Annotated in this window: 26 protein-coding genes and 3 tRNA genes; 22 read left to right on the top strand and 7 right to left on the bottom strand. The window is 55.7% G+C overall.

Annotated elements, in window-relative coordinates; all coding sequences use genetic code 11:
• The first annotated feature begins 1 nt into the window (after position 1).
• The 6 genes from J7395_RS00795 to J7395_RS00770 all read left to right on the top strand — a co-directional run bounded on the left by J7395_RS00795 (position 2) and on the right by J7395_RS00770 (position 5,894).
• Positions 2-946 (top strand): glycosyltransferase family 9 protein, encoded by a 945-nt coding sequence (locus J7395_RS00795; protein WP_209220232.1) that lies wholly within the window; start codon positions 2-4, stop codon positions 944-946.
• A gap of 27 nt (positions 947-973) precedes the next feature.
• Positions 974-1,906: a glycosyltransferase gene (locus J7395_RS00790; protein WP_209220231.1), complete on the top strand. Its 933-nt coding sequence runs from the start codon at positions 974-976 to the stop codon at positions 1,904-1,906.
• 126 nt (positions 1,907-2,032) lie between these two features.
• Positions 2,033-2,308: a hypothetical protein gene (locus tag J7395_RS00785; RefSeq protein WP_062958414.1), complete on the top strand. Its 276-nt coding sequence runs from the start codon at positions 2,033-2,035 to the stop codon at positions 2,306-2,308.
• A 58-nt stretch (positions 2,309-2,366) separates the two neighbouring features.
• Positions 2,367-2,747 (top strand): DUF1232 domain-containing protein, encoded by a 381-nt coding sequence (locus J7395_RS00780; protein ID WP_209220230.1) that lies wholly within the window; start codon positions 2,367-2,369, stop codon positions 2,745-2,747.
• A gap of 92 nt (positions 2,748-2,839) precedes the next feature.
• Positions 2,840-3,838: an MDR family oxidoreductase gene (locus J7395_RS00775; protein ID WP_209220229.1), complete on the top strand. Its 999-nt coding sequence runs from the start codon at positions 2,840-2,842 to the stop codon at positions 3,836-3,838.
• A gap of 97 nt (positions 3,839-3,935) precedes the next feature.
• Complete coding sequence (locus tag J7395_RS00770; RefSeq protein ID WP_247741914.1) at positions 3,936-5,894, top strand: response regulator; 1,959 nt, start codon at positions 3,936-3,938, stop codon at positions 5,892-5,894.
• A gap of 53 nt (positions 5,895-5,947) precedes the next feature.
• On the opposite strand, the gene J7395_RS00765 is transcribed toward J7395_RS00770, so the two are convergent.
• On the bottom strand, positions 5,948-6,601 hold the full coding sequence (locus J7395_RS00765; RefSeq protein ID WP_062953309.1) for a response regulator transcription factor: 654 nt from the start codon (positions 6,599-6,601) through the stop codon (positions 5,948-5,950).
• Between the two features lie 286 nt (positions 6,602-6,887).
• On the bottom strand, positions 6,888-7,643 hold the full coding sequence (locus tag J7395_RS00760; RefSeq protein WP_247741913.1) for a putative metalloprotease CJM1_0395 family protein: 756 nt from the start codon (positions 7,641-7,643) through the stop codon (positions 6,888-6,890).
• 198 nt (positions 7,644-7,841) lie between these two features.
• Here J7395_RS00760 and J7395_RS00755 point away from each other — a divergent pair, with 198 nt between their 5' ends.
• Positions 7,842-8,873: an NAD-dependent epimerase gene (locus tag J7395_RS00755; protein WP_209220228.1), complete on the top strand. Its 1,032-nt coding sequence runs from the start codon at positions 7,842-7,844 to the stop codon at positions 8,871-8,873.
• 14 nt (positions 8,874-8,887) lie between these two features.
• On the opposite strand, the gene J7395_RS00750 is transcribed toward J7395_RS00755, so the two are convergent.
• The 3 genes from J7395_RS00750 to J7395_RS00740 form a co-directional block, all read right to left on the bottom strand.
• Positions 8,888-9,706, bottom strand: a complete 819-nt coding sequence (locus J7395_RS00750) for a hypothetical protein (RefSeq protein WP_209220227.1) — start codon at positions 9,704-9,706, stop codon at positions 8,888-8,890.
• 224 nt (positions 9,707-9,930) lie between these two features.
• Positions 9,931-10,005: transfer RNA gene (locus tag J7395_RS00745), tRNA-Thr, on the bottom strand.
• A 26-nt stretch (positions 10,006-10,031) separates the two neighbouring features.
• A tRNA-Thr gene (locus J7395_RS00740) sits at positions 10,032-10,106 on the bottom strand.
• A 177-nt stretch (positions 10,107-10,283) separates the two neighbouring features.
• Between J7395_RS00740 and J7395_RS00735 the strand changes: the two genes are divergently transcribed.
• From J7395_RS00735 to J7395_RS00705, 7 genes are all read left to right on the top strand, one after another.
• Positions 10,284-10,466, top strand: a complete 183-nt coding sequence (locus J7395_RS00735; protein WP_209220226.1) for a hypothetical protein — start codon at positions 10,284-10,286, stop codon at positions 10,464-10,466.
• Positions 10,467-10,608: 142 nt separating this feature from the next.
• On the top strand, positions 10,609-11,163 hold the full coding sequence (dcd, locus tag J7395_RS00730) for a dCTP deaminase (RefSeq protein WP_101245766.1): 555 nt from the start codon (positions 10,609-10,611) through the stop codon (positions 11,161-11,163).
• Positions 11,164-11,245: 82 nt separating this feature from the next.
• Positions 11,246-12,538, top strand: a complete 1,293-nt coding sequence (murA, locus tag J7395_RS00725; RefSeq protein ID WP_062958408.1) for a UDP-N-acetylglucosamine 1-carboxyvinyltransferase — start codon at positions 11,246-11,248, stop codon at positions 12,536-12,538.
• A 66-nt stretch (positions 12,539-12,604) separates the two neighbouring features.
• Positions 12,605-13,264, top strand: coding sequence for an ATP phosphoribosyltransferase (hisG, locus tag J7395_RS00720; protein ID WP_007092064.1), 660 nt, complete (start codon positions 12,605-12,607; stop codon positions 13,262-13,264).
• Complete coding sequence (gene hisD / locus J7395_RS00715; RefSeq protein ID WP_085643878.1) at positions 13,254-14,549, top strand: histidinol dehydrogenase; 1,296 nt, start codon at positions 13,254-13,256, stop codon at positions 14,547-14,549. The genes hisG and hisD overlap by 11 nt, the downstream gene beginning before the upstream one ends.
• A 50-nt stretch (positions 14,550-14,599) precedes the next feature.
• Positions 14,600-15,076, top strand: coding sequence for a UPF0262 family protein (locus J7395_RS00710; protein ID WP_170954197.1), 477 nt, complete (start codon positions 14,600-14,602; stop codon positions 15,074-15,076).
• Positions 15,077-15,082: 6 nt separating this feature from the next.
• The gene (locus J7395_RS00705; RefSeq protein WP_062953316.1) at positions 15,083-15,529 is read left to right on the top strand and encodes an arsenate reductase ArsC; all 447 of its coding nucleotides are present in this window, start codon (positions 15,083-15,085) and stop codon (positions 15,527-15,529) included.
• On the opposite strand, the gene J7395_RS00700 is transcribed toward J7395_RS00705, so the two are convergent.
• Positions 15,526-16,050, bottom strand: coding sequence for a GNAT family N-acetyltransferase (locus J7395_RS00700; RefSeq protein ID WP_209220225.1), 525 nt, complete (start codon positions 16,048-16,050; stop codon positions 15,526-15,528). The genes J7395_RS00705 and J7395_RS00700 overlap by 4 nt on opposite strands.
• A 246-nt stretch (positions 16,051-16,296) precedes the next feature.
• Here J7395_RS00700 and infA point away from each other — a divergent pair, with 246 nt between their 5' ends.
• The 6 genes from infA to J7395_RS00670 all read left to right on the top strand — a co-directional run bounded on the left by infA (position 16,297) and on the right by J7395_RS00670 (position 20,260).
• Positions 16,297-16,515 (top strand): translation initiation factor IF-1, encoded by a 219-nt coding sequence (infA, locus tag J7395_RS00695; RefSeq protein ID WP_007092059.1) that lies wholly within the window; start codon positions 16,297-16,299, stop codon positions 16,513-16,515.
• A gap of 128 nt (positions 16,516-16,643) precedes the next feature.
• Positions 16,644-17,222, top strand: a complete 579-nt coding sequence (locus J7395_RS00690) for a nucleoside triphosphate pyrophosphatase (protein ID WP_209220224.1) — start codon at positions 16,644-16,646, stop codon at positions 17,220-17,222.
• A gap of 2 nt (positions 17,223-17,224) precedes the next feature.
• Positions 17,225-18,637, top strand: a complete 1,413-nt coding sequence (locus J7395_RS00685; RefSeq protein ID WP_209220223.1) for a ribonuclease E/G — start codon at positions 17,225-17,227, stop codon at positions 18,635-18,637.
• 1 nt (position 18,638) lies between these two features.
• A complete protein-coding gene (gene yacG, locus J7395_RS00680; protein WP_062953319.1) occupies positions 18,639-18,845 on the top strand; it encodes a DNA gyrase inhibitor YacG in 207 nt (68 codons plus the stop codon).
• A 97-nt stretch (positions 18,846-18,942) separates the two neighbouring features.
• Positions 18,943-19,018 (top strand) — tRNA-Phe (locus J7395_RS00675).
• A 171-nt stretch (positions 19,019-19,189) separates the two neighbouring features.
• Positions 19,190-20,260 carry a linear amide C-N hydrolase gene (locus J7395_RS00670; RefSeq protein ID WP_247741912.1) on the top strand — a complete coding sequence of 357 codons (1,071 nt, stop codon included), beginning with the start codon at positions 19,190-19,192 and terminating at the stop codon, positions 20,258-20,260.
• 198 nt (positions 20,261-20,458) lie between these two features.
• Here J7395_RS00670 and J7395_RS00665 read toward each other — a convergent pair whose 3' ends face one another.
• Entirely contained in the window at positions 20,459-20,671 is a 213-nt protein-coding gene (locus tag J7395_RS00665) for a hypothetical protein (protein WP_209220222.1), read from the bottom strand.
• A 948-nt stretch (positions 20,672-21,619) separates the two neighbouring features.
• Between J7395_RS00665 and J7395_RS00660 the strand changes: the two genes are divergently transcribed.
• Positions 21,620-23,167: a CYTH and CHAD domain-containing protein gene (locus tag J7395_RS00660; RefSeq protein ID WP_209220221.1), complete on the top strand. Its 1,548-nt coding sequence runs from the start codon at positions 21,620-21,622 to the stop codon at positions 23,165-23,167.
• Positions 23,168-23,203: 36 nt separating this feature from the next.
• Positions 23,204-23,758 (top strand): hypothetical protein, encoded by a 555-nt coding sequence (locus J7395_RS00655; RefSeq protein WP_209220220.1) that lies wholly within the window; start codon positions 23,204-23,206, stop codon positions 23,756-23,758.
• Positions 23,759-23,763: the final 5 nt, after the last annotated feature.

Raw genomic sequence — 23,763 nt, 5'->3', positions numbered from 1 at the left:
CGTGCGGTTACTGTTCATCACCTCGAACCGGCTGGGCGATGCCGTTCTTTCGACATCGGTGCTGCGCCACTATGTCGAAACCTATCCCGGCATCAAGGTAACGGTTGCCTGCGGCCCTGTCGCCGCCCCGATTTTTGAAGCGGTGCCGGGGCTTGAACGCCTCATCGAAATGCCAAAGCAGAAACGCGGCGGGCATTGGTGGAAGCTCTGGAAATCGGTCGCATTTCGCTGGTGGGACATTATTGTAGACCTGCGTGGCAGTGCGACGGCTTATGTGTTGCCGGGCTGGAAGCGGGTTGTTCTTAAAGGCAACGATGACAGCGTCCACCGGGTAGAGCAGCTTGCACGTCTGATCGGTGTTGATCGTCCTCTAAATCCCAAAATCTGGCTTGATCCGATACATGTGAAACGGGCTCAGGAAATTCTTTCCTCTTTTGCCGGGCGGCCGCTTCTTGTGGTTGGCCCGACGGCAAACTGGGGAGGAAAGATGTGGCCGATTGATCGTTTTCAGGACCTTGTCGGGCGGCTGACATCTATAACGGGTCCTTTGCCGAATGCGCATGTTTTGCTTGTTGGGGCGCCTTCTGAAATCGAAAAGGCGCAGGAACTGATTTCATCCATTGCGGATGATCGCAGAACTGTTGTTTTTGGAACCGAGCATTTATTGACCGTGCAAGCCTGTCTGGAGAAGGCAGATCTTTATATCGGTAATGATTCCGGCTTGATGCATATGGCGGCGGCTTCCGGTTCTCCCACCGTGGGGCTTTTTGGTCCATCCCGACCGGAAAACTATGCGCCATATGGTAATAAGACAGCTTATGTCTGCACGGATCGCAATTATGATCAGATTTTGGCTGACGGTGTCGACTGGAAATCTCAGAAGTCTTTGATGACGGACCTGTCTGTTGACAAAGTTTTTGAATTTTCATGTAAGTTTTTAAAATAAATTATCGGTTTGTTTAAGCGGGGAAGCATGCGGATCGCCATCGTTTCAGGTTCCGACAAAAACTATTTTCCTTTGTTGATCGAAATGGTGCATTCGGTCAGGCAATTCTCTGTCGACCGAAATATCGACATCTGCGTGATGGATGCGGGTTTGGCTGAATCCCAGAGGGAAGAACTGTCACCGCTGGTGAACCAGCTCGTTATCCCCGATTGGCCCGAAGGCATTTCGGAAGAAAAATCAAAGGGCAAGGAATACCTCAAGGCGTGTATTTGCCGCCCCTTCATCCCCGAGATATTCCCCGGATATGACGTATATCTGTGGATGGATTGTGATACCTGGGTTCAGGACTGGTCATCTGTAGAGATGTTCATTCGATCCGCGGCGAAAGGCGACCGTCTGGCGATCACGAACGGAGCGGATCGATCCTATCCAAAGCCGATCCGTATTTCGTGGCTTGGAAGATGGCCCCGAAAAATAGGCAGCTTCTATAACGCCAATGGCAAAAAGGCGTTTGGCTGGGCGACGGCCAAGAAAATGATTCCCCATTATGTGCTGTCTGCGGCGACATTCGCGATTGCGGCAAAGGCACCACACTGGAAACGCTGGCAGGAAGTTATTGTTGAAGCTGCCATGAAGGGAAAGATGTTTCCGGCCGAACAGTTATCTTTGGGAAAGATCATTCACATTGAAGGATATAAGGCCGAATACCTGCCTGCCTATGCAATGTGGCAATGCCAGCACAAGCCATTCTGGGATGCAGAGAATGCGGTTTTTGTCGAGCCCAACGAACCGCATACGACTATCGGAATAATGCACCTGTCAGGTGTGGACGATATTCGGGCCGACAGAAACGTGAAAACAGAGATCGAAACGACCGGTGGGGACACCGTGTCGGTCAATTATCGTTATCCATCGTTTGCAGGTGAGAAGCTAAGTATTGCCAAGCCTCAAAGAGTTTGAGCGCAGGGGCTTCAGGCCCTGACGAACAGGTCGTACGGGATTTCTTTGGTCAACCGGGAACAAATCACACGCTGGCGCATTTGCTGTGCATGTGACTTTTGTTCCAACTGTACCCGGACCAGACCAATGATCCGTGCTGATAATATGACAATGTTGTTTGTTTTGTTGTTTGCCATCGCGATTGCATGGCTTCAGGTGTCGGTAGAGGATCAGCGGGCCAGGGCCATGCTTGTGCCGGTTCCCGACTATGGAAGCGGTCTTGAAGTCTATGCCATACGGCATAATCCGTCGCAGGCAGCCTCTTGCGGCAGCATGTGTGGGGCGTTTGATCTGACCAAGGCCGCCGGGTTTGAAAGTGGCTATATGCAGGCCAGCTTGCCGGAAAGCACTGCGCGTCGCTGACATTTTCCCTGCAAGCTGTCAGAATGGTTGCGTAACGGGTCATTTTCCGGAGTATCCCATGGCCAAGGCATCCGTCTGGGCGATCATCCCCAATCTTTTACGCAGCCTGTTTCGGCCCGATGTGCCGATACGCAGCAAGATTTTGCTGGTGATGGGGATTGTCTATCTGGTCAGTCCGATTGATCTTTTGCCCGATGTGATTGCCGGGGTCGGCTGGATCGACGATCTGGTTATTGTGCCCTTGCTCGGCTGGTTGTCCTATCGCAGTCTGCCGCCATCCATAAAGGAAGGCATGGCAACCGATAGTCCCGACAGTGCCAATAATCCTGCAACCTCGCGCAAATGGCTTTATCTGGTGGTTCTGATCGTTGTTCTGATTGGTATCGGACTGCTGACAGGGCCCGATGAATCCTTCCTGAAAAATCCATCCGGCGGCTAAGAGCAAAGCACTACCTTTGCGTCTTTGACAGCCTTTGCCATCGAGCCTTAATCTTCTTTCCCGATCACGTAACGAAAAACGGGGAAGCAACCATGAAAAAGGCGTTCCGCGGGCTGGTTTTAACCCAGCAGGATAAAACGGTTCAGGCCGGTTTTCAGGATATCGCGATTGAAGACCTGCCCGAGGGCGAGGTTCTTGTCCGGGTTGACTGGTCGACCCTGAATTACAAGGACGGCATGATCCTGAATGGGCTTGGCCGTCTTGTCCGGCAATATCCGCATGTGCCTGGCGTTGATTTTGCCGGCGAAGTGATTTCATCGGATGATCCGCGTTATGCACCCGGCGATCAGGTCATCCTGACCGGATGGCGGGTCGGCGAAGCACATTGGGGCGGATATGCCCAATATGCCCGCGTTAACGCGGATTGGCTGGTGCCAATGCCAGATGGACTTGATGGTGCGCACGCCATGGCCATCGGTACCGCAGGCTTTACATCCATGCTGGCGGTCATGGCACTGGAAGAGCAGGGGCTGTCCCCCAATCAGGATGGTGAAGTCCTTGTTACCGGGGCTGCTGGTGGTGTCGGGTCGGTTGCGGTCAGCATTTTGGCAAATCTTGGCTATCGCGTTGCCGCGTCGACTGGCCGGGTTGACACACATGATTATCTGCGCGGACTTGGTGCAATGTCGATTATTGAGCGCGCGGCGTTAACGGATGCCAGCAAACCATTGCTGAGCGAACGCTGGCTTGGCGCGATTGACAGTGTCGGAAGCACGACACTGGCCCATGTTTTATCTGAAATGAAGTATCATGGTGTCGTTGCCGCCTGCGGGCTGGCAGGCGGGTCGGACTTGCCTGCAACGGTTATTCCGTTTCTGCTGCGCGGGGTCCGGTTGATCGGCATTGATTCCGTGATGTGCCCGTATGAAAAGCGCGTCACAGCCTGGAAACGTCTGGCGCAGGAGTTGCCGATGGCGCAACTCGATGCCGTGACGACAAAGGTGGGGCTTCGCGATATCCTGCCCTGGGGCGAAAAAATCCTCAAAGGGCAGGTCAGGGGGCGGTTGCTGATTGATGTGCAGGATTGCTAGTCGGCGCAAATAAATGCAGAATCCGACTGAACCCGGCCGTTGACGATGATGTGTTGGCGGTGCTTGCCAAAGTACTGAAATGAATGGGCCGCGCCTTATGACCGAAAACCGGTTTCGTATCCTTCTGGTCGAAGATAATCCCGGCGATGCCTTTCTTGTGAAGACATTGCTGGAGGAAACCGGTGAACGGTTCGAAATCGAACATCGATCCGACCTCGCCTCGGCCATGGCGTTGCTGAATGATGTGTCGCCGGACGGGGCGTTTGATGTTGTTCTGCTCGACCTGACCTTGCCGGATTCATCGGGGGTCGAAACCATTCGCCGCATTCGAAGTTGTGCCAACAGTGCCCCGGTCGTTGTTCTGACCGGGCATAAGGACGAAGAACTGGCGTTTGAAGCCCTTCAGCACGGCGCAGAAGATTACCTGACCAAGGAATTCCCTGACGGCCGAACCATTCGGCGGTCAATCCGTTATGCGATTGAACGTTCACGTGCCGAACAGGCGCTAAAGGAAAGCGAGGAACGGTATCGCAAGCTGGTGGAGCTTGCGCCCGAACTGATTTCCGTGCTGAGCGGAGAAGAAATCGCCTATATCAATCAGCAGGGTGTTTCCATTCTGCACGGTAGCGACAGTTCGGAACTGGTTGGACGCAGCTTTATGGAAATGGTCCATCCCGATAGCCGCGAAATCATGGGGGAATATATTGCGCGCTATGCCGGTGGTTATACCGGGCGGGCGGATTTTGTTATCATGTGCCGTCGGGGCGACGGGGAGAATGTGGAGCTTGAGGTTTCTGCCATTGCCTTCACCCATGAAGGGGCTCCGGCGATGCTGATGCTTGCCGAGGATGTGACGGAAAAGCGCAAGATCGAAAGACAACTGGTTCAGACATCCAAGCTTGCGACACTTGGTGAAATGGCCGCATCCGTGGCACATGAAATGAACCAGCCGCTTAACGTTATCCGGATGGCGGCCGATACCTGCGCGCTGCAATATGAACTTGAAAAGGTTCAACCCTCGTTCCAGCGAGAGCGATTGTCCCTGATCAGCGGTCAGACCCGGCGCATGGCCGAAATTATTCGACATTTGCAGATTTACAGTCGCCCGGACGAAGATGATTTCGAGCTTTTCGATCCGATGCGCGCGGTTACCCGTGCCGTTGACATGGTGGAACATGATTGCCGACTGGCGGGGATTGTCGTCGATGTTGTTCCTGCTGCGGAAAACTGTCAGGTCCTTGGTCGTCAGGTGCAACTGGAACAGGTTCTGGTCAATATGCTGACCAATGCCCGCGATGCGATCACGGAAAATGGCGATGATGCCGGTGGGATCGGTGGGTTGATTCGTTTGACCGCGATGCTGGATGCGGATCAGGAAGTGCTGCGGATTGCGATAAATGATAATGGCGGCGGGGTCCCGGAAGACGCCATCGGTCTTATTTTCCACCCGTTTTTCACGACCAAGGATGTTGGCAAGGGAACCGGGCTTGGGCTTTCGGTCAGCTATGGCATTGTCGAGGGAATGGGCGGACATATTGATGTTCGCAACGAAGGTGATGGCGCCTGTTTCGAAATCGTATTGCCGGCAGTTCATATCGGTGAAAATGCCGGCAACGACGTTGACGATCCTGATGATGCGCCGTTGCTGCCACAGCAGGAAAGGCTTCCTGAAACCCGATCCCGCAATTTGCGCATCATGGTTGTCGATGACGAAATTGACGCGATGGAAATTATCGCGGCCTATCTGGAAGCACAGGGCTTTTCGGTTTCCGCGGCAAGTGATGGCGAGGATGCCCTGGCACTGGCCGGTGTGGTCCAGCCCGATATTCTCATTACCGATATCCGAATGCCACAGATGGATGGAAACAGTCTGGTTCGTGCCCTTCGGGAACGCAATCCTGCCTTGCCGGTCATCGTTATGACCGGCCATCCCGGAGACGCCGATCGCCCGGTCGAGGACGGGGACGACGCGCCGGTGATGGTGATGTCAAAGCCGCTTGATCTGAAAGAGCTTCTGGCCACGCTTGACGAAATTTCCGAAGTCGTGGCCGGTTAAAACAAAACCCGGCCACTGGCCGGGTTCTGGAAGCTTCAGGATATGTCGGAAGATCAAGCTTCCCAGCCAAGCTGCATGGCAATTTTCACGGCCTGCGTGCGGTTGGCTGCACCGAGCTTTTTGAAAATACCGGTCAGGTGAACCTTGACCGTGATTTCGCGCACAGTAAGCTGCTTGGCGATTTCCTTGTTCGACAGACCTTTGGTCAGCAGTGCGAGAACTTCGCGTTCACGATTGGTAAGCTGACGCAGGGGATTGTCCGGTGCCAGACCATCCAGATCAATCTCACCCGGGCGGCTATTGCTGCCATCATCTTCGAGCAATGCTGACGGAATGTATTTCTCGCCCGACAGGATCAGGCGAAGCGCATTGATCAGCGATTTGCCAGACAGCGTTTTGGGCAGATAACCCGACGCGCCATGTTCAAGTGCATTGAGCACATCACTGCGTTTGACCGAGCCCGACAGGATGACAACCGGAATTTCCGGATGCTTCTGGCGCATCACGGTTAACCCCGAAAGGCCGTTCATGCCCGGCATGTTGAGATCAAGGATCGTCAGTTCGACCGGCGTGTCGCCATCAACGATGGAAAGTGCCTCGGCAAAATCCTTTGCCTGGGCAATTTCGACTTCCGGGGCTGCCGTTTTCAGAAAGGATGTGATCCCGTCTCTGACGAGGTCGTGGTCGTCCGCTAGCAGGATGTTCATGTTATTGTGCCGTACCCGTTTTTAGCCGTCTCCCGCAAAAGGCGGTACCGGTATCGCGCTCCGAACCCAAGTGATACGGAATCGCGCAAAGTTGTCATCTTCCAAATTTCGCGTCCCCCCGGACGCGAGCGCAGCATTAAATAATTCTGATGTCCTGTCAAACTGCAGGATGGATTTCAGGGGGTGATGCTATCCGTGAGGATAGTATTTGTCAGGAAATGATAAAATGTTTATCGCGTGTTGCATAGTGAAACCGGCTGAATTTTGAAGTCTCTTGCTTTAGAGATCAGGCATAAATCGAAAAAATGTCGTTCGCGTCGTTTTTTGGTTGTCCATAGCCGGGGATCGGATTTTGTTCATCGCTACTGGTTGTTGCACGATGCAGGCTTGCCTGCCGGAAGGCGGCCATGTCAGCCCCTGATGGAGCATTCGGGGCAAGGGCTGCATTCTGAAGCGTTGCCAAGGCGCGTTCCTTGTCTTCTGCGCTACCCGAAATGTTTACCGAGACATCAACGTGCCCGCCAATGGCGTATGCCTTCCCGTCCGGCCCGATCTGATATTCATATTGCGGGGCAGAGCCATATTGCCCGGCCGCTGCGGCATGAGCTTTCTCTTCCTGCTTCACGGCAGAATCACGCGCCTGCAATCGTGCAATATCGGCTTTTTCGGCTGCATTCAGATCAGCAGGGTTTTTTGATCCCGCATTGCTGCTTTCGGCCTGCTGATCACTTGCTTCAAGGGCCTCGCGATATTCACTTCGGCTCACACCATTCGCAACGGCTTGGGCTTCGGTCAGGGTTCTGGGATCAACGATGCGTGTGCGAACTCCGCTACCCGCCGCTTCGCCACCAATGCCATAAGGTCCATTTGACAGACCGGCTTCCTGGCCCCGCCTGACTTCGATCGCGTCATATTCGGCCAAAACGCTGCCATCAGCGGTTTGTGCAATCTCCCTGACATTCAGGACGATGCCCAATCCGCCGCTGGCCGGGTTGGTTATGGCTTGACCGGTCGTAATCATCGGATCGAAACGGTTTTCCATGGTGATGCGAACTCGATACTTAAGGATAGCAGGAAAATTACCGGGAGTCTCGTCCGGTGTCTCTGAGGTCGCCTGTGATGTCTGAGCCGAAGCATGCTGTCTTGCACGGCAAAGCCTGTCCTGTTACAGGAATGCCTGTGCTTTTATTGCGCCGATATTCTATGGCAGCAACCTTCCAAGACAGGAAAACTGATCGTGATGTCCGACTTTGTCATTCCCGCGAATGAAAAGGTTCTGGTAACCGGGGCTGCCGGTTTTATCGGATCGCATCTTTGCCAGAAACTGCTGGATCAGGGCAGTACGGTGGTCGGTCTGGATAACGTCAACGATTACTATGACGTGTCGCTTAAAGAAGCGCGTCTTGGACGGCTTGAAGGGCGCAACGGCTTCAGGTTTGTCCGCATGAACCTCGAAGATCGCGACGGCATTGCTGATCTGTTCGCAACCGAAAAGCCGACCTATGTCGTTAACCTCGCGGCTCAGGCTGGCGTTCGCTATTCGCTTGAAAACCCGCATGCCTATATTGATGCCAACCTGGTTGGTTTTACCAATATCCTTGAAGGTTGCCGCCATAACGGTGTGAAGCATCTGGTCTATGCCTCAAGCAGTTCGGTTTACGGCATGAACACCGAAATGCCGTTTTCGGTGCATCACAATGTCGATCACCCGATCAGTCTTTATGCCGCATCGAAAAAAGCCAACGAACTGATGGCTCATACCTATAGCCATCTTTACCGCTTGCCGACCACGGGCCTGCGTTTCTTTACGGTGTATGGCCCATGGGGGCGTCCGGATATGGCGCTGTTCCTGTTTACCAAAGCCATTCTGGAAGGCCGCCCGATTGACGTCTTCAACGAAGGTAAAATGCGCCGCGATTTCACCTATATTGATGACATCGTCGAAGGTGTTTACCGCTGTATTTCAACCATCGCGGCCCCAAATCTCGACTGGAACCCGGCCAAACCGGACCCGGCAACCAGTTCAGCCCCGTATCGGGTGTTCAATATCGGTAACAACAGCCCGGTCGAACTGATGCATATGATCGGAACGCTCGAAAAGGCACTTGGCAAGACCGCCGAGAAAAACATGCTGCCGATGCAGGCGGGCGATGTTCCGGCGACCTATGCCGATGTTGACGCCCTGACCGATGCCGTCGGTTTCAAGCCGGAAACCTCGATTGAAACCGGCATCGGTCGTTTCGTCGAATGGTACAGGTCCTTTTACGGATAACGCACTCGGTCCGCTCAGGCCTGCTGTTCCTTTTCCATCAGGCCAAGAAGATAGCTATGCATCTCGGTGATGTTGCTTTGCTGCTGGCGATAGCGTTCTTCCGCCGCTGCAAGCTGTGATCGTGCCTCTTGCAGGTTGGCTTGATATCCCTGGTCTACATCGTGATCAGGATACCAGCGTTCTGAAAATTCACGCCGTGTCGGCGCATTCTGGTCGTCATAGCGCGAAACATCGATGCTGGAATAGTCGCGCGATATGGCATCGGCGATGTAATCAACACGCGCCTGGCCTCTCAAACCCAGCTTGTCTGCCTGATCGCTATATGTCCGCAGATGGCTGCCTCTATCGTGCGTTACCATTCCCCCGTTTTCATACAGGTATCCCAGAATCTGATCACCGTTGGAAAACACGGCCCGGACGTCCGATTGACTGTCCGGATGATGTTTTTCCAGATAATCAACATGCCTTTGCGCACTTTCGCGGAAAATGTCGACAGAGTCACGAAGCCCCGGAATGATGGTTTTCTGACCTTCAAGCCATTTGTCGAAATCCGGTATCATGGCTTCATATTGATCCGCCGAAATTTCCTGTGCGACACCACCGTCTTCGGTCTGGATGGTTTTGGGCGTATATCCGTCCTCGCGCATGGCGGCGATGCGTTCGCGCATCGGGGCATAGGCTTTCTCGTAATATTGTTCGAGATAAGGGCGCATTTCCGGATCGGAATACATTTCCTCACTAAAGGTCGGATGCGACCCGTTTGAAGATTGCGTCGAAGACGCATAGGCCGCGTTTGCCGAGCTGGCGCTATATGTGTTTGTCAGGATGTTCATGATGCATTCCCCATGGCAATTGAGGAAACAATCCAAGCAATTAATATGCCGGGATTTACACGCAAAAGTTGCCATTCGAAGAGGGGGATCGGATCAATTGCTATGCAAAAGATAGTCTTCCGCATCAAAGGAATAGGCAGAAATTGCATCTTGGACGGCAAAAAGCGCCATCGCGCAGTCAATGTGCGCGTCGCTCGAACCTGGCAGGAATGTTTGGCTGAGAATGGTGCTGCTGGGGAGATTTGAACTCCCGGCCTCTCCCTTACCAAGGGAGTGCTCTACCCCTGAGCTACAGCAGCCCTTGAAAAGGCTGATCGTCGGGCAATGGTGCTGCTGGGGAGATTTGAACTCCCGGCCTCTCCCTTACCAAGGGAGTGCTCTACCCCTGAGCTACAGCAGCATCGAGCCCTTGCGGTGCGGGCGGGTTATAGGCCACTGGCTGGCAATTGGTCAAGCCCGAATTATGCGAAGATTTTTGATCTTGCGCGGATGGTGCAATTTTGTTGGTCAAGGCTGCATTCTGCCTCGGAATATTCTATAAAAGCCGGACCTTTGGAACCAGAAACGTATTGGCAAGATGACAGCACAGCAAAGCAAGCAATATCCCGCGACCAATGAAGAGCGCAAAAAGCGCGAGGCCGAAGCCCTGCGTGCCAATCTGGCGCGCCGAAAGCAGCAGCAGCGTTCGCGCAAGACGGTGGATCAAAATACCGATGCCGACGAACAGGGCAGCACTTCGGACGGTTCGGACAAGGATTAGTCCACATCCCACCGGTTTCGCAGCCCCGGTTCAAGAAAAATGCCAATTTGGCCCGGTTGCCCGCATCGCCCGGTTGATCTTGTGTGCCCCGCGCGGGTAAAACCAATGGCACAATGCCAATTTGCACAACAGGGGTGGCGATATGTCGGTAAGACCGGATCACTGGATACGCCAGATGGCGCAGGAAAAAGGCATGATCGAACCGTTTGTCGACGGTTTCAAGCGCGATGGTGTCATTTCCTATGGGGTCAGTTCCTATGGCTATGACGCCCGTGTTGCCGACGAATTCAAGATTTTCACCAATGTCGACTCGGCCATTGTCGATCCCAAGGAATTTTCTGATAACGGGTTCGTAAATCGCCAGACCGATGTCTGCGTGATCCCGCCCAACAGTTTCGCGCTGGCGCGCACGGTCGAATATTTTCGCATTCCGCGCGACACCCTGGTGATCTGCCTTGGCAAATCGACCTATGCCCGGTGCGGCATCATCGTCAATGTCACACCGCTGGAACCGGAATGGGAAGGGCACGTGACCCTTGAATTTTCCAATACCACGCCGCTTCCGGCCCGCATTTACGCCAATGAAGGGGCCTGCCAGTTCATTTTCCTGAAAGCCGAAAGCGAATGCGATACCTCCTATGCGGATCGCGCAGGAAAATATATGGGCCAAAAAGGTGTCACGCTGCCGCGCCTGTGATAAAGGCAATGCCATAAAGGTGGCATCGCCAAAGACACGAGTAACCACCATGCCGCAACCGGCATGGTCATACGAGGATTGAATGGACAAGATCAAGATTTCCGGCGGCCGCCGGTTGCAGGGCAAAATTGCAATTGGCGGTGCCAAGAACGCGGCCCTTCCGTTGATGGCAGCAGCCCTTCTGACCGATGAAACGCTGACCCTTTCCAACCTGCCGCATCTGGCCGATATCACATCGATGGCCAATCTGCTGGCGCAGCATGGTGTCGCGTTGCATCTGAACGGCCATGCGCCCAATGGCGGGCATACCGGTCGCGTTCTGGAAATGACCGCCAAGGAAATCGCATCGACAACCGCACCCTATGATCTGGTCCGCAAAATGCGGGCATCGGTTCTGGTGCTGGGGCCGCTGGTCGCACGTTGCGGTGTGGCGCGTGTATCGCTGCCCGGTGGCTGTGCGATTGGCAACCGTCCGGTTGACCTGCATCTGAAGGCGCTTGAAGCCATGGGGGCTGAAATCCACCTGACCGAGGGCTATATCGAAGCCCGCGCCCCCGAAGGGCTTAAGGGCGGGCATGTCCTGTTCCCGCAGGTATCCGTTGGCGCGACCGAAAACGCCCTGATGGCGGCATCCCTTGCCGATGGTGTGGTGACAATCGCCAATGCCGCGCGCGAACCCGAAGTCACCGATCTGGCCCATTGCCTTGTCGCGATGGGCGCCGAGATCGAAGGTATCGGCACCGACACGCTCAAAGTCACCGGCAAGCCGCGCCTGCATGGGGCGGAATATTCCGTGGTGCCCGATCGTATCGAAACCGGGACCTATGCGATTGCCGCCGCTATTACGGGTGGCGAGATCGAGCTGGTCGGCACCAGGGCCGAACTGATCGAAAGCCTGATCGTATCCATGCGCAAGGCAGGCGTCGAGATCGAGGAAACCGGGGATGGCATGATCGTGCGCGGCAATCGCGCCGCCCTTAAGGGCGTTGATGTCATGACCGAACCCTATCCGGGCTTCCCGACCGATATGCAGGCGCAATTCATGGCGCTGATGGCGGTGGCCAATGGCGCATCCATGATCACCGAAACGATTTTTGAAAACCGTTTCATGCATGTTCCGGAACTGAGCCGCATGGGCGCTGATGTCAACGTGCATGGCCGATCCGCCATCGTACGCGGCAGTGCCAAGCTGTCGGGTGCCGAAGTCATGGCGACCGATCTTCGCGCATCGGTATCCATGGTACTTGCAGGCTTGGCAGCCGAGGGCGAGACGATTATTAACCGTGTCTATCATCTGGACCGCGGTTATGAACGGCTGGAAGAAAAACTTGGCGCCTGCGGGGCGCAGATCGAACGTGTCCGTGTTCCTGCATAATTATAATTGCGGTAACCACCTGCCAGATGGCCGGGACGACAGACAAACGCGTAAGGCGACTGATTGATGAGTGACGAAAAGCTGGTGCTGGCCCTGCCAAAGGGGCGCATTCTAGACGAGGTAATGCCGCTGGTGCGCGCGGCCGGTATCGAACCGGAAGCCGCCTTTGACGATCCGAAATCCCGGGCCCTGCGTTTCGCCACCAATCATCCGCATATCGATATCATCCGTGTGCGCAGCTTCGACGTCGCCACCTTCGTTGCCTTTGGGGCGGCCCATATCGGGGTCTGCGGCAATGATGTCCTGATGGAATTCGATTATTCCGAAATTTATGCACCGCTTGATCTCGATATCGGCCATTGCCGCCTTGCCGTGGCCGAACCCGAAGAAATGATCGATGGCGATGATCCGTCGCGCTGGTCGCATGTTCGTGTCGCGACCAAATACCCGAATGTCACCCGCAATCATTTTGCCGCCCGCGGTGTGCAGGCCGAATGCATCAAGCTGAACGGGGCGATGGAACTGGCACCAACCCTTGGCCTGTGCCGTCGTATCGTTGACCTTGTGTCGACCGGCAACACGCTAAAGGCCAACGGGCTTCGCGAAATCGAACATATTGCCGATGTCACCTCGCGCCTGATCGTCAACCGGGCCGCACTTAAAACCCGTCCGACCGATGTTCAGCCCTGGATCGACCGTTTCTCCGAGGTGCGCAATGCCGATTAAACTCTCGATCACGGATGCCGATTTCGAAGACGGTTTTGTCAAACTGCTTGGCATGAAGCGGGAATCGGATGCCGATGTGGATGTTGCGGTTGCCAATATCATTGCCGATGTCCGCAAACGCGGCGATATCGCAGTGTGTGATTACACCAACAAGTTTGACCGCCTGAATATTGATGCCGCTGGCATGGTTGTGACCCGGGAAGAAGTCGATGCCGCCGTCGCCGCAATCGATGCGGATCTTCTGAAATCGCTTGAACTGGCCGCTGAACGCATTCGTTCCTACCATGATCGGCAAATGCCGTCTGATGAACGTTATACCGATGCAACCGGGGTCGAACTCGGCTGGCGCTGGCGTCCGGTATCGGCGGCCGGTCTTTATGTGCCCGGCGGGCTGGCATCCTATCCGTCATCCGTGCTGATGAATGCCATCCCGGCCAAGGTTGCCGGTGTCGAACGTCTGGTGATGGTCGTGCCGACCCCGGACAATAAAATGAACCCGCTGGTTCTGGCCGCGGCCCGGATTGCCGGTGTTGATGAAATTTACCGTATCGGCGGGGCGCAGGCGATTGCCGCCCTTGCCTATGGCACGGAAACCATCAAACCGGTCGACAAGATCGTTGGTCCGGGCAATGCCTTTGTCGCCGCCGCAAAGCGCCGCGTTTTCGGGCAGGTCGGGATTGACATGATTGCCGGCCCGTCGGAAATCCTTGTGGTTGCCGATGGCAGCAATGATCCAAGCTGGGTCGCGGCTGATCTGCTGTCGCAGGCCGAACATGATCCGGTCGCACAGTCGATCCTGATTACCGATGATGCGGATTTTGCCGATCGCGTGCAGGAAGCCATTGATGCGCATCTTGAAAAACTGCCGCGTGCCGAAATCGCCGGGGCAAGCTGGCGCGACTTTGGTGCAATTGTATTGGTCGAAAATCTGACGCAGGCTCCGGCCTTGGTTGACCGGATTGCACCGGAACATCTTGAACTGGCTGTCGATGACCCGGACGCACTTGCCGAAGACATTCATCATGCCGGTGCCATTTTCCTTGGCCGTTACACGCCCGAGGCGATTGGCGATTATGTTGCCGGACCAAACCATGTTCTGCCAACCGCCCGTTCGGCGCGTTTCTCGTCGGGTCTGGGTGTGCTTGATTTCATCAAGCGGTCGTCATTGATCAAATGCACGCCTGAAAGTCTGGCCAAAATCGGCCCGGCGGCGATTGCACTGGCCGAAAGCGAAGGTTTGCAGGCACACGGACTTTCTGTGGCGATCCGGTCCAACCGCATGTAAGCTGTTGCAGTGCAGCGCCGAGGGATCGCAGGGAGACTAAGATGGCAGAAATTGCAGACAACCAATGCATTGCCGGTATCTATCTCGACGAGAAATACAAGGTGCGTCGCCGCCCCGAGGTCGAGCATGAGCAGGCGGTGGCCATCTATGACCTTCTGGAAGACAACCATTTCGAACCGAAAGGCGGCTTCGAAGGTCCGTATTCGGTTCACATGCGCATCGAGGACAACCGCATCTATATGGATGTGCGCGGCGATGACGATACCGAAAACCTGACCACCATTGTCGTGCCGTTAACGCCGTTCCGCCGGATCGTGAAGGATTACTTCATGATCTGCGAAAGCTATTATGATGCGATCAAAAAGGCGACGGCATCCCAGATCGAAACCATCGATATGGCGCGCCGCGGCCTGCATAACGAAGGATCGGAACAGCTTCGTGAACTGCTGTCGGAAAAGGTGACGATTGATGAAAACACCGCGCGTCGCCTGTTTACCCTGATCTGCGTCCTTCATATCCGGGGTTAAGGCACGGTGGCAGAAGAACTTCCCGGTTCGGTTCTTTTTGCCTGTAGCTTCAACGCTGTAAGATCCGTGATGGCGGCTGCAATCATGCGTCATTATCACGGAACAAAGGTCTATGTTGAAAGCTGCGGCTTGCGCGCCGGTGATCTTGATGGCTTTGCCGTCGCGGTCATGGAAGAAATCGGGCTGGACATCTCGACCTATAAATCCAAAACCTTTGACGAACTTGAAGACGGGTTTTTCGATCTGATCATTACCCTGTCACCCGAAGCCCAGCACAGGGCGGTCGAAATGACCCGCACCATGGCGTGCGATGTCGAATTCTGGAATACCTTCGATGCCACAATTGTCGAAGGTTCGCGCGAAGTCCGCCTCGAAGCCTACCGTCAGGTCCGCGACCAGATCAAAAAGCGCATTCTTGAACGGTTCCCGGTTGGCCCTGCACCCAAGGTTTAACCGGATGCCCCGTCCGGGCCGTCAATCAATGCGTCAAACGCATCCCCGTCCAGCACATGAATGCGTTCATCATGGGCATGCCGCATCCCGATGCGGGCATAGAAACGCTGCCCGATGATGTTTTCGGCATCGACCGACAGGCGGATATAGTGCCCGCCTTGTGAACGGGCCCGTTCGGCAACCTTTGCGATCAGGTGCCGGGCAAAACCGCCGCCGCGATATTCCGGGGCGACAAACAGGTCCTGAATGTAAATCCCGGCCTTGCCGCGAAATGTCGAATAGCTCGGAAAATAAAGGCACAGCCCAACCGGTACGTCACCGTCATGTGCGATCAACGCCTCGAACGCGGGGCGGTGGCCAAACCCGTCACGCGCCAGGTCTTCGGGTTTGCTTTTGAACTTGTCCTCGCACCCGGTCGCACGCGCAATTTCAAACAGCATGGCATGGATATCGTCAACATCCTGCGCGGTGGCGATCCTGATATGGGGCGGGGCGACGGGATAGGGATGTTTGGCAGTCATGGTCATGCGGTCCTTCATGTGGCGGCTCTAGGTCCTGACCCTAAACCATAAAGGCGATAGACCACGCGCAACAACATGATTTCCCGGCAAAGGTTTGCGATGTTCGGTGGTCATGCGCACGGCATGCCCGAAATGCAGTGCTGGGCCGCTTTGTGCCTTGTGTGAAAGGGCTTGACCTTTTGGCGCGTTCGGAGCAGTTTGCGGGCCACCGGTAATTGATATTGCAATACGAAAGCTAGGAGTCTCATGGCTAAAGAAGACGTTATCGAGTTTCAGGGCACTGTTGTCGAACTTCTGCCCAATGCGATGTTTCGCGTGAAGCTGGACAATGATCACGAAATTCTTGCTCATACCTCGGGCAAGATGCGCAAGAACCGTATTCGTGTTCTTGCTGGTGACCGCGTCAGCGTCGAAATGACGCCTTATGACCTGACCAAGGGTCGTATTACCTTCCGTTTCAAGTAATCCGGAACCTGTAATACCGCAAAAATTGACGTTGCCGGGCGCGCAGTTTAGGTTTGCGCGCATGGTTGCGTTTTGCTGTGTCTACAACCCTTCTGGTTTGGCTTTGGATGTCTGTGGGGAGCCGCGACTTGTCGAAACTGATTTTGGCCTCTGCATCGCCGCGGCGTCTTGAGCTGCTGGCGCAGATCGGAATTGTGCCGGATCAGGTTGTCCCTGCCGATATCGACGAAACCCCGCATGACGACGAAAGTCCGCGTCGGCTGGCACTCCGCCTGGCCGAGGAAAAGGCGCGTGCGGTCGCCAACGATCATGCGGGCGGCTTTGTTCTTGCCGCCGATACGGTTGTCGCCTGTGGCCGTCGCGCACTTGGCAAGGCATCCGATACGGCAGAGGCGCGTAAATTCCTGACATTGCTGTCTGGCCGTCGTCATCGTGTTTATGGTGGCCTGTGCGTGATTGCGCCCGATGGCACCACCCGCGCCCGCGTGATCGAAACACAGGTGATTTTCCGCCGTCTTGGCGAAGACGATCTTGCGCGCTACCTGTCCCATGACGAATGGCAGGGCAAGGCTGGCGCCTATGCCATTCAGGGATATGCCGCAACCTTCGTTAAAAGCATCACCGGGTCCTATTCCAATGTTGTTGGCCTGTCGCTGTGCGAGGTTGATAGCATGCTGCGCGGTCTTGGCTTCCGGCAGGGGGCGTGATCATGGTGGCTGGCGGAACAGAAACGGACCGCCTGCTGATTGATGCCGTCGCATGCGAACGGCGCATTGCCCTGATAGGCAATGACCGGTTGTCGCGTCTGTGGATTGATCGTGGTGGCCCGGCGCGCTTTGACATTCATCTGGGCCGTGTTTCCAAAATTCTTCCCGAAATGGCGGCGGCCATGGTCGCCCTTGATGGCGTTGCCGATGGCTTGCTGCCGTTTGATCGTGTGGATGGCCCGCTTCACGAAGGCCAGTGGGTCATCGTGCAGATTTCCCGCCTCGGGTTCGAGGATAAGGGCCCGAAACTGACCGGGCGCATCGCGATCGAGGGGCTCGGTATGATCCTGCGTCCGAACGAGCAAAAAGGCGGCGGATTAATAGAACTCCCCCGCAGGCTCAAGGACGAAGACCGCCGTGCATCATTGTCGGCCCTGTGCAAGGGACTTGTCGCGCGCGAGGAAAGCATCACGCTGCGCAGTCTGGCAATCGATTGGGATGACGCTGCCCTGACGGGCGAGCTTAAGCAGCTTCGCGCCGTCTGGACGCAGGCCCGAAACGCTCTGGCATCGCCGGTAAAACCGGTTCTGGTGTTCAAGGCATTATCGGATGCCGATCAGTTGATCGAACGCCATGTGATGGCGGGCGGCGAGTGCATTGTTGATGGTACCGACGAGTTTGTCCGTCTGCGCGGCCTGTTACGCGCACGTGGTTTCGATGACGCGCATCTGGTGCGTCATGACGGTGCGCGCCTGCTGTTTGATGATCAGGATATCGAAGACGACATCGCAACCGCGCTGCAACCGCGTGTGCCGCTTCCGGGTGGTGGCTGGATTGCGGTCGAACAGACGACGGCACTGTGCGCGATTGATGTGAATGCGGGCGGATCGGATGCCGACCATGATCAGGCACGGCGTGCCGAACAGGTCAATCTACGTGCGGCGTCTGAAATCGTCCGGCAATTGCAATTGCGCAATATCGGCGGTCTGGTGGTGATCGATCCGCTTCGCATGGCGGGCAAGGCATCGCGCGACCGGTTCGAAACCGCCCTTCGCAATGCCTTTGGCCCGGAAATGAGCGGTGCCGTCCAGTTTGGCGGCTTCACACGGCTGGGCCTGTTTGAACTGACCCGGCAGCGCGGCGGTATTGCCCTTGCCGAACTGATGCAGGCATCGCGGCCCGATCCCGTGCCAACGCGGACGGCGGCATTGAATGCCATTCTGCGTTCCGTGACTCGTGATTTGCGGGCCGGGCAGGCGGGGCGTTATCGGCTTCATGTCGCCCCGGAAATGATTGATACCCTTGCGCCGGGGACCACTGGGCAACAAATTCTTGAACGTGCGATGGGGATGGCGCCGGAACTGGCCGCCGATGAAACCCTGTCACGCGCAGACTACAGGCTGGAGAAACTCTGAAATGGTTGAAAAAAACACAGTTAAAACAGCAGGCTCGGGCTGTGCCATGTGCGGCAAGCCGGTGGTGGAAAAATACAAGCCGTTCTGTTCGAAACGCTGTGCCGATCTCGACCTTGGCAAATGGCTGAACGAAAGCTATGCCGTCCCGGTGACCGAGCCGCCGGAGTATCTTGAAGACCTTGAAGATGAAGAAGATTTTCACGCATAAAAAAAATGCGATTTGAGGCTGGACAAGCCCCAAAGGAGTTTGTATAACCCCGCTCGTTCCGCAGGGAACGCTCCGGAAACGGAGACGCCTACAGAATGCCCGGGTAGCTCAGTTGGTAGAGCAGTGGACTGAAAATCCGCGTGTCGGTGGTTCGAATCCGCCCCCGGGCACCATCTTTAGGTAGCCCAAAATGACCCGGCCATTGGCCGGGTTTTTTGTGCCTGAAATTCCAGTCAAATTGAATTTTATCCATCCACACTTTCGCAATGGTTGCGGTTGGTTGCCGTGCCCGACATAATCGCGATCAGGCAGGATGAAATCGGATTGCGCAAAGGAAGAACCCGATGGACCGACGGACACGCATTGCAACGATGATGATTGTCTCGGGACTGATGTCCACAGCCGTCCTTCTTCCCGTTGCCGAGGCTTGCACGCGGGCCGTCTATCACGGGGCGGATAATGATGTGATCACCGCGCGCTCCATGGACTGGAAATCCGATATTGCCACCAATCTGTGGATTTTCCCGCGGGGTATGGAACGGGGCGGGGAAGTCGGGCCAAATTCCGTCAAATGGGTCTCCAGATACGGCAGCGTCATCGCCAGCGCCTATGACATCGCAACGACCGATGGTCTGAACGAAGCCGGATTGTCGGCCAATGTGCTTTGGCTGGTCGAGTCCGAATATCCGCCCTATGACGGGACAAAGCCGGGGCTTTCGATTGCGGCCTGGGCGCAATATGTGCTCGATAATTTTGCGACGGTGTCTGATGCGGTTGCGGCACTTGCCAAGGAACCCTTTGTCGTCGTCACCGACCAGATGCCGGGCGAAAACCGGCTTGCGACCTTGCATCTCTCGATCTCGGATGCCACGGGCGACAGCGCGATTATCGAATATATCGACGGCAAACAGGTCATCCATCACGACCGCGATTATCAGGTCATGACAAACTCGCCCATTTTCGAACATCAGCTTGCGCAGAATGCCTATTGGAAGCAGGTCGGCGGAACCGTGATGCTGCCCGGCACCAACCGGTCTGCCGACCGGTTTGCCCGCGCCGCGTTCTATATCAACGCAATCCCCAGGGACGAGGACCCGGTCGTTGCCCTTGCCAGCGTGTTCAGCGTCATCCGCAATGTCTCGGTCCCGTTTGGCATTTCAACACCAAACGAACCCAACATTTCCTCCACCCGCTGGCGCACGGTCGCCGATCACAAGCGAATGCTGTATTTCTTTGAATCCGCCCTGACCCCGAACACCTTCTGGGTCGATCTCAAGAATATCGATTTCAGTGCGGAAACCGGCAGGGTGAAAAAGCTCGACCTCGGGCCGGATCAGCGCAATGTCTATGCCGGGGATGCCGCCCCGTCCTTCGAAGAAGAAAAACCGTTCAGGTTTCAGGGACTTGCCGACTGAGCACGCCTGCAATCATGGCCGAAAGTTTGGTGGGGCAGGTCACAGGAACCACGCACCGATGTCGCGCCGCATCCACTCCGCCTTCGGGCTTCCGACCCGCTCCGATCACTTCCGGCCATGCCGACACTTCCTGCCATCCCGGAAGCCCCCGACACATCACGGGCCTTCGCTATCCTCGCGAACAGTCGGCCCGCTGGCTCACTGCTCGTTCCGGTCGCCTCCGGCAATGACGGCACTTCCCCCAACCATCGGAAGCCTCGACACACCGCTGGCCTTTGCCATCCCCGACAGCAGACGGTCGACAGGCTGCCCACGATCTCGCTGCCCGGTCTGGCCACTTTCGGCGATGCCATGACCGCAAAGCCCGAACAAATCTCGGGCCTCCAGCAACCTTGCCGACGGACGGCCCACAGACGGTCCACGGGCTCGTTGCCCACTTCGATCACCTTCCGGCCACGGCGAAAACCTGCTTCCCCGGCGTCCAGACAAACCACGAGCTTCAGCCAACCTTGCCAGCAGGCGGCCCACCGGCTCGTTGCCTGCTCCGGCCACGGCGGCAACTTGCCATTCCGACGTCCAGACACACCTCGGGCATCTGCCATCTTCACCAACAGACGGTCTTCGGGCGTACTGCCCCCAACCTGTTCACCGCCGATGCGCCACAACCCGCTGCTGCCATCGCTGCCACTCTCCGGCAAATTCGGGGTCCTTTCCCCGACAAGACGCACCTCTCCCATCATGACATACAAGCATATTAAAAGCGTGTTAGAACTAACGCGGAATGCCGCCGTAATTGCTTCTCCATCCACCCATCATTATCCTGCGGATCGCCCCGCCATCCTGTCTGTGTCCTTGCCGGCTGCATCCTGATCACCTCTCTGATCCAGCCCCAAACGCAAAAACCCGCGAGGCACAAGGCCTTGCGGGTTTCGGTCCGGGTGCATTTCTCCCGTTGACTTTGTCTTTATGCCACAACAAAAAGAACAAATCAAGAACTTTTTTGAAAAACTTTATATGCCGTCAGAAAAGGGAGGGAATCGCAGGCAACGGCACCTTTTCACCCTCGACAAATTTGCGATTCGTCGACGGGATTCGACCATTCCTCATACTTTTTATGATCAAACGAACGTATCGCGACGGTTCAGGTTTCAAATGAAAACAACCGTGCGCGCAAGATATCAGCCGCAACTTTAATGCTTGAAAAGATATGGTTATGTCAGGAATGTTGCGGAAATTTTACATCCCGTTACCATGATGTCTGGCGGCTGGTTTCAAACTGCTGAAACACAATTCGGGCTATGACGTTATGGCAGACAGCGTGTTCTGCGCTGCAATAACAAGAACATCCGGGGGACCCTGATGGCCGAAAAGCAGATCGAGATCGAACTGAAACTCCGCATCGATCCGAAGCACGTATCGCGTTTGAAACAGGCACCCGTCCTGCGCGAGGTCAAGGAAGGCCGCCGCCTTCTGACCACCCATCTTGTATCCATCTATCACGACACGCCCAAACTTTCGCTTGCCCGCAAGGGACTGGCGCTGCGGGTCCGCAAAAAGGGCACCAAGGGGTGGGAGCAGACCGTCAAGGCATCGAACGGCATGCGCGAAGCACTGCCCGAACGTCATGAATGGAATGTCGAACTGCCCGACGGTGTTCTTGATCTGGATAAATTCACCGACGAAGACGTGGTCGGCTTGCTCGACAGGCATGTTAAAAAGAAGAAGATCGACCGGATTTTTGAAACCGACCTGAAACGCAGTGCCGTTGACCTGACCTATCGCGACGCGATCATGGAACTGGCAATCGATCAGGGCGTGGTGCGCACCGCGGAAAAGGAATCCCCCCTGTCCGAGGTGGAGCTGGAGCTGAAGGAAGGCCATCCTGCCGCCCTGTTTGACCTGGCACTTGAACTGCAACGCACCGTGCCCCTGTTCCTGAGCCTGCGGTCCAAGGCATCGCGCGGGCGGGCGCTTTATCTGAACGAGGTGCCGGGCTTTTACAAGGCGGCCCCCGGCGGGCTTGTTGCCGATATGTCGGCCGAAACCGCGTTTCGGGCGGTACTGGCGCAGGGGCTTCGCATGATCCTTGGGAACGAGGTCTGCGTGCGTGAAGACCTTCATATCGAAGGCTGTCATCAGATGCGGGTTGGCATGCGGCGACTTCGGGTTGCGTTCAACCTGTTCAAGAAAAACCTGCCGCAGGGAGAGGGCGTTCTGATCCGCCGCCTGCTGAAACATTGCACCAAGGCGCTTGATGGCCTGCGCGACTGGGATGTTTTCCTCAATGAAACCCTGCCGATGGTCGAGGAACGCTTTCCCGATCATCCGGGGATTACCGATTTGCGCAAGGCGGCAGCCAAACAGCGCGAAGCGGCCTTGGTGACCGCGCGCGAGATGCTTGAAAGTTTCGAGTATCAGCAACTCCTGCTGCTGCTTGGCGCATGGTCAAGCTATTCACGCTGGGCATCAGGGGCGGATGCCAGCCAGATGAAGGCAATGTCGGCCTCCGTGACCAAACTGGCCGAACCCTTGCTGAGCCGCGCCTATAAACGCCTGACCAAGCGTGGCAGCGATGTTGGCAAACTGACCATACCGCAACTTCATGCCCTGCGTCTGGATGTCAAACAGATGCGATATGGCAGCGATTTCTTTGGCGAGGTTTATGACGGGAAACCGGCAAAGAAGTTTCGCAAGGAACTGGCAACCCTTCAGGAAATCCTTGGCTGGCTGAATGATGTCGCGGTGGCCGAGGCGCGGCTAATGGCATTGAAACCGCAACTTTCCAAAGATGGTATGGTCGCCATTGGTCTGATTTCCGGCTGGTTCGGCGCACGCGCCGATCATCGCCTGCAGGGGCTTGATAAGGCATGGAAGAAATTCGAAAAGCAGAAGCTGTTCTGGAAGTAGACAGATTGGGGATCTGCATTGGGACTAATGTTGGTCTTGCATCATCTACTCCTTTTGCCGCTGATCCTGGCTTTGTCGACATGCGTGACCAGTAACGAGTTTCCGGCCGAAAGCGACGTTGTCTATCAGGAACAGTTCAATATCGCCGAAGCATCGGGAATGTCGGTGACCTCTGTTCGGGATTTGCCAAGGGACGGGTTTTTCGAAACGGCAGCCGCCCATTACAATTGGGAACTTGATGGCGGCAAGGGGCAGGTAAGAATAGCCTATTGGGCGACGGACGACATGCCATCCGGACTAAAGAAATTCATCCATACCCGTCTCGCATTTGAAGAACGATGGCGGCCTTTGGTTTCCGATTACACCATCGTTGGCAAACCCGGCCATCCAAACGGGGCAGAGGGCTTCGTTGCCTTTGGCAAAGACAAGGAGCAGAACCGTTGCGCGGTCGGAACCGCAATCCTCAAGCTTGATAATGCCAAAAGCAAAGGTTATCGGGACAGTTTTGTCGAAGCTGCAATCTGTTCGAGTGGCACCCTGCTGCCAAACACGATGGATAACCTGATCTGGTATTTGCGCAAGGCGCGGTAAGTGCA

Source organism: Thalassospira sp. A3_1, assembly GCF_017744215.1.
Taxonomy (GTDB): domain Bacteria; phylum Pseudomonadota; class Alphaproteobacteria; order Rhodospirillales; family Thalassospiraceae; genus Thalassospira; species Thalassospira lucentensis_A.
Note: the sequence above shows the minus strand (reverse complement) of the source record. Positions and strands in the feature narration are given on the sequence as shown.

Excerpts from the sequence above, each read along its gene's own strand:
- J7395_RS00790 (WP_209220231.1), top strand. The coding sequence starts at position 974 with ATGCGGATCGCCATCGTTTCAGGTTCCGACAAAAACTATTTTCCTTTG.
- J7395_RS00785 (WP_062958414.1), top strand. The coding sequence starts at position 2,033 with ATGATCCGTGCTGATAATATGACAATGTTGTTTGTTTTGTTGTTTGCC.
- J7395_RS00780 (WP_209220230.1), top strand. The coding sequence starts at position 2,367 with ATGGCCAAGGCATCCGTCTGGGCGATCATCCCCAATCTTTTACGCAGC.
- J7395_RS00775 (WP_209220229.1), top strand. The coding sequence starts at position 2,840 with ATGAAAAAGGCGTTCCGCGGGCTGGTTTTAACCCAGCAGGATAAAACG.
- J7395_RS00770 (WP_247741914.1), top strand. The coding sequence starts at position 3,936 with ATGACCGAAAACCGGTTTCGTATCCTTCTGGTCGAAGATAATCCCGGC.
- J7395_RS00765 (WP_062953309.1), bottom strand. The coding sequence starts at position 6,601 with ATGAACATCCTGCTAGCGGACGACCACGACCTCGTCAGAGACGGGATC.
- J7395_RS00760 (WP_247741913.1), bottom strand. The coding sequence starts at position 7,643 with ATGGAAAACCGTTTCGATCCGATGATTACGACCGGTCAAGCCATAACC.
- J7395_RS00755 (WP_209220228.1), top strand. The coding sequence starts at position 7,842 with ATGTCCGACTTTGTCATTCCCGCGAATGAAAAGGTTCTGGTAACCGGG.
- J7395_RS00750 (WP_209220227.1), bottom strand. The coding sequence starts at position 9,706 with ATGAACATCCTGACAAACACATATAGCGCCAGCTCGGCAAACGCGGCC.
- J7395_RS00735 (WP_209220226.1), top strand. The coding sequence starts at position 10,284 with ATGACAGCACAGCAAAGCAAGCAATATCCCGCGACCAATGAAGAGCGC.
- dcd (WP_101245766.1), top strand. The coding sequence starts at position 10,609 with ATGTCGGTAAGACCGGATCACTGGATACGCCAGATGGCGCAGGAAAAA.
- murA (WP_062958408.1), top strand. The coding sequence starts at position 11,246 with ATGGACAAGATCAAGATTTCCGGCGGCCGCCGGTTGCAGGGCAAAATT.
- hisG (WP_007092064.1), top strand. The coding sequence starts at position 12,605 with ATGAGTGACGAAAAGCTGGTGCTGGCCCTGCCAAAGGGGCGCATTCTA.
- hisD (WP_085643878.1), top strand. The coding sequence starts at position 13,254 with ATGCCGATTAAACTCTCGATCACGGATGCCGATTTCGAAGACGGTTTT.
- J7395_RS00700 (WP_209220225.1), bottom strand. The coding sequence starts at position 16,050 with ATGACTGCCAAACATCCCTATCCCGTCGCCCCGCCCCATATCAGGATC.
- infA (WP_007092059.1), top strand. The coding sequence starts at position 16,297 with ATGGCTAAAGAAGACGTTATCGAGTTTCAGGGCACTGTTGTCGAACTT.
- J7395_RS00685 (WP_209220223.1), top strand. The coding sequence starts at position 17,225 with ATGGTGGCTGGCGGAACAGAAACGGACCGCCTGCTGATTGATGCCGTC.
- yacG (WP_062953319.1), top strand. The coding sequence starts at position 18,639 with ATGGTTGAAAAAAACACAGTTAAAACAGCAGGCTCGGGCTGTGCCATG.
- J7395_RS00670 (WP_247741912.1), top strand. The coding sequence starts at position 19,190 with ATGGACCGACGGACACGCATTGCAACGATGATGATTGTCTCGGGACTG.
- J7395_RS00660 (WP_209220221.1), top strand. The coding sequence starts at position 21,620 with ATGGCCGAAAAGCAGATCGAGATCGAACTGAAACTCCGCATCGATCCG.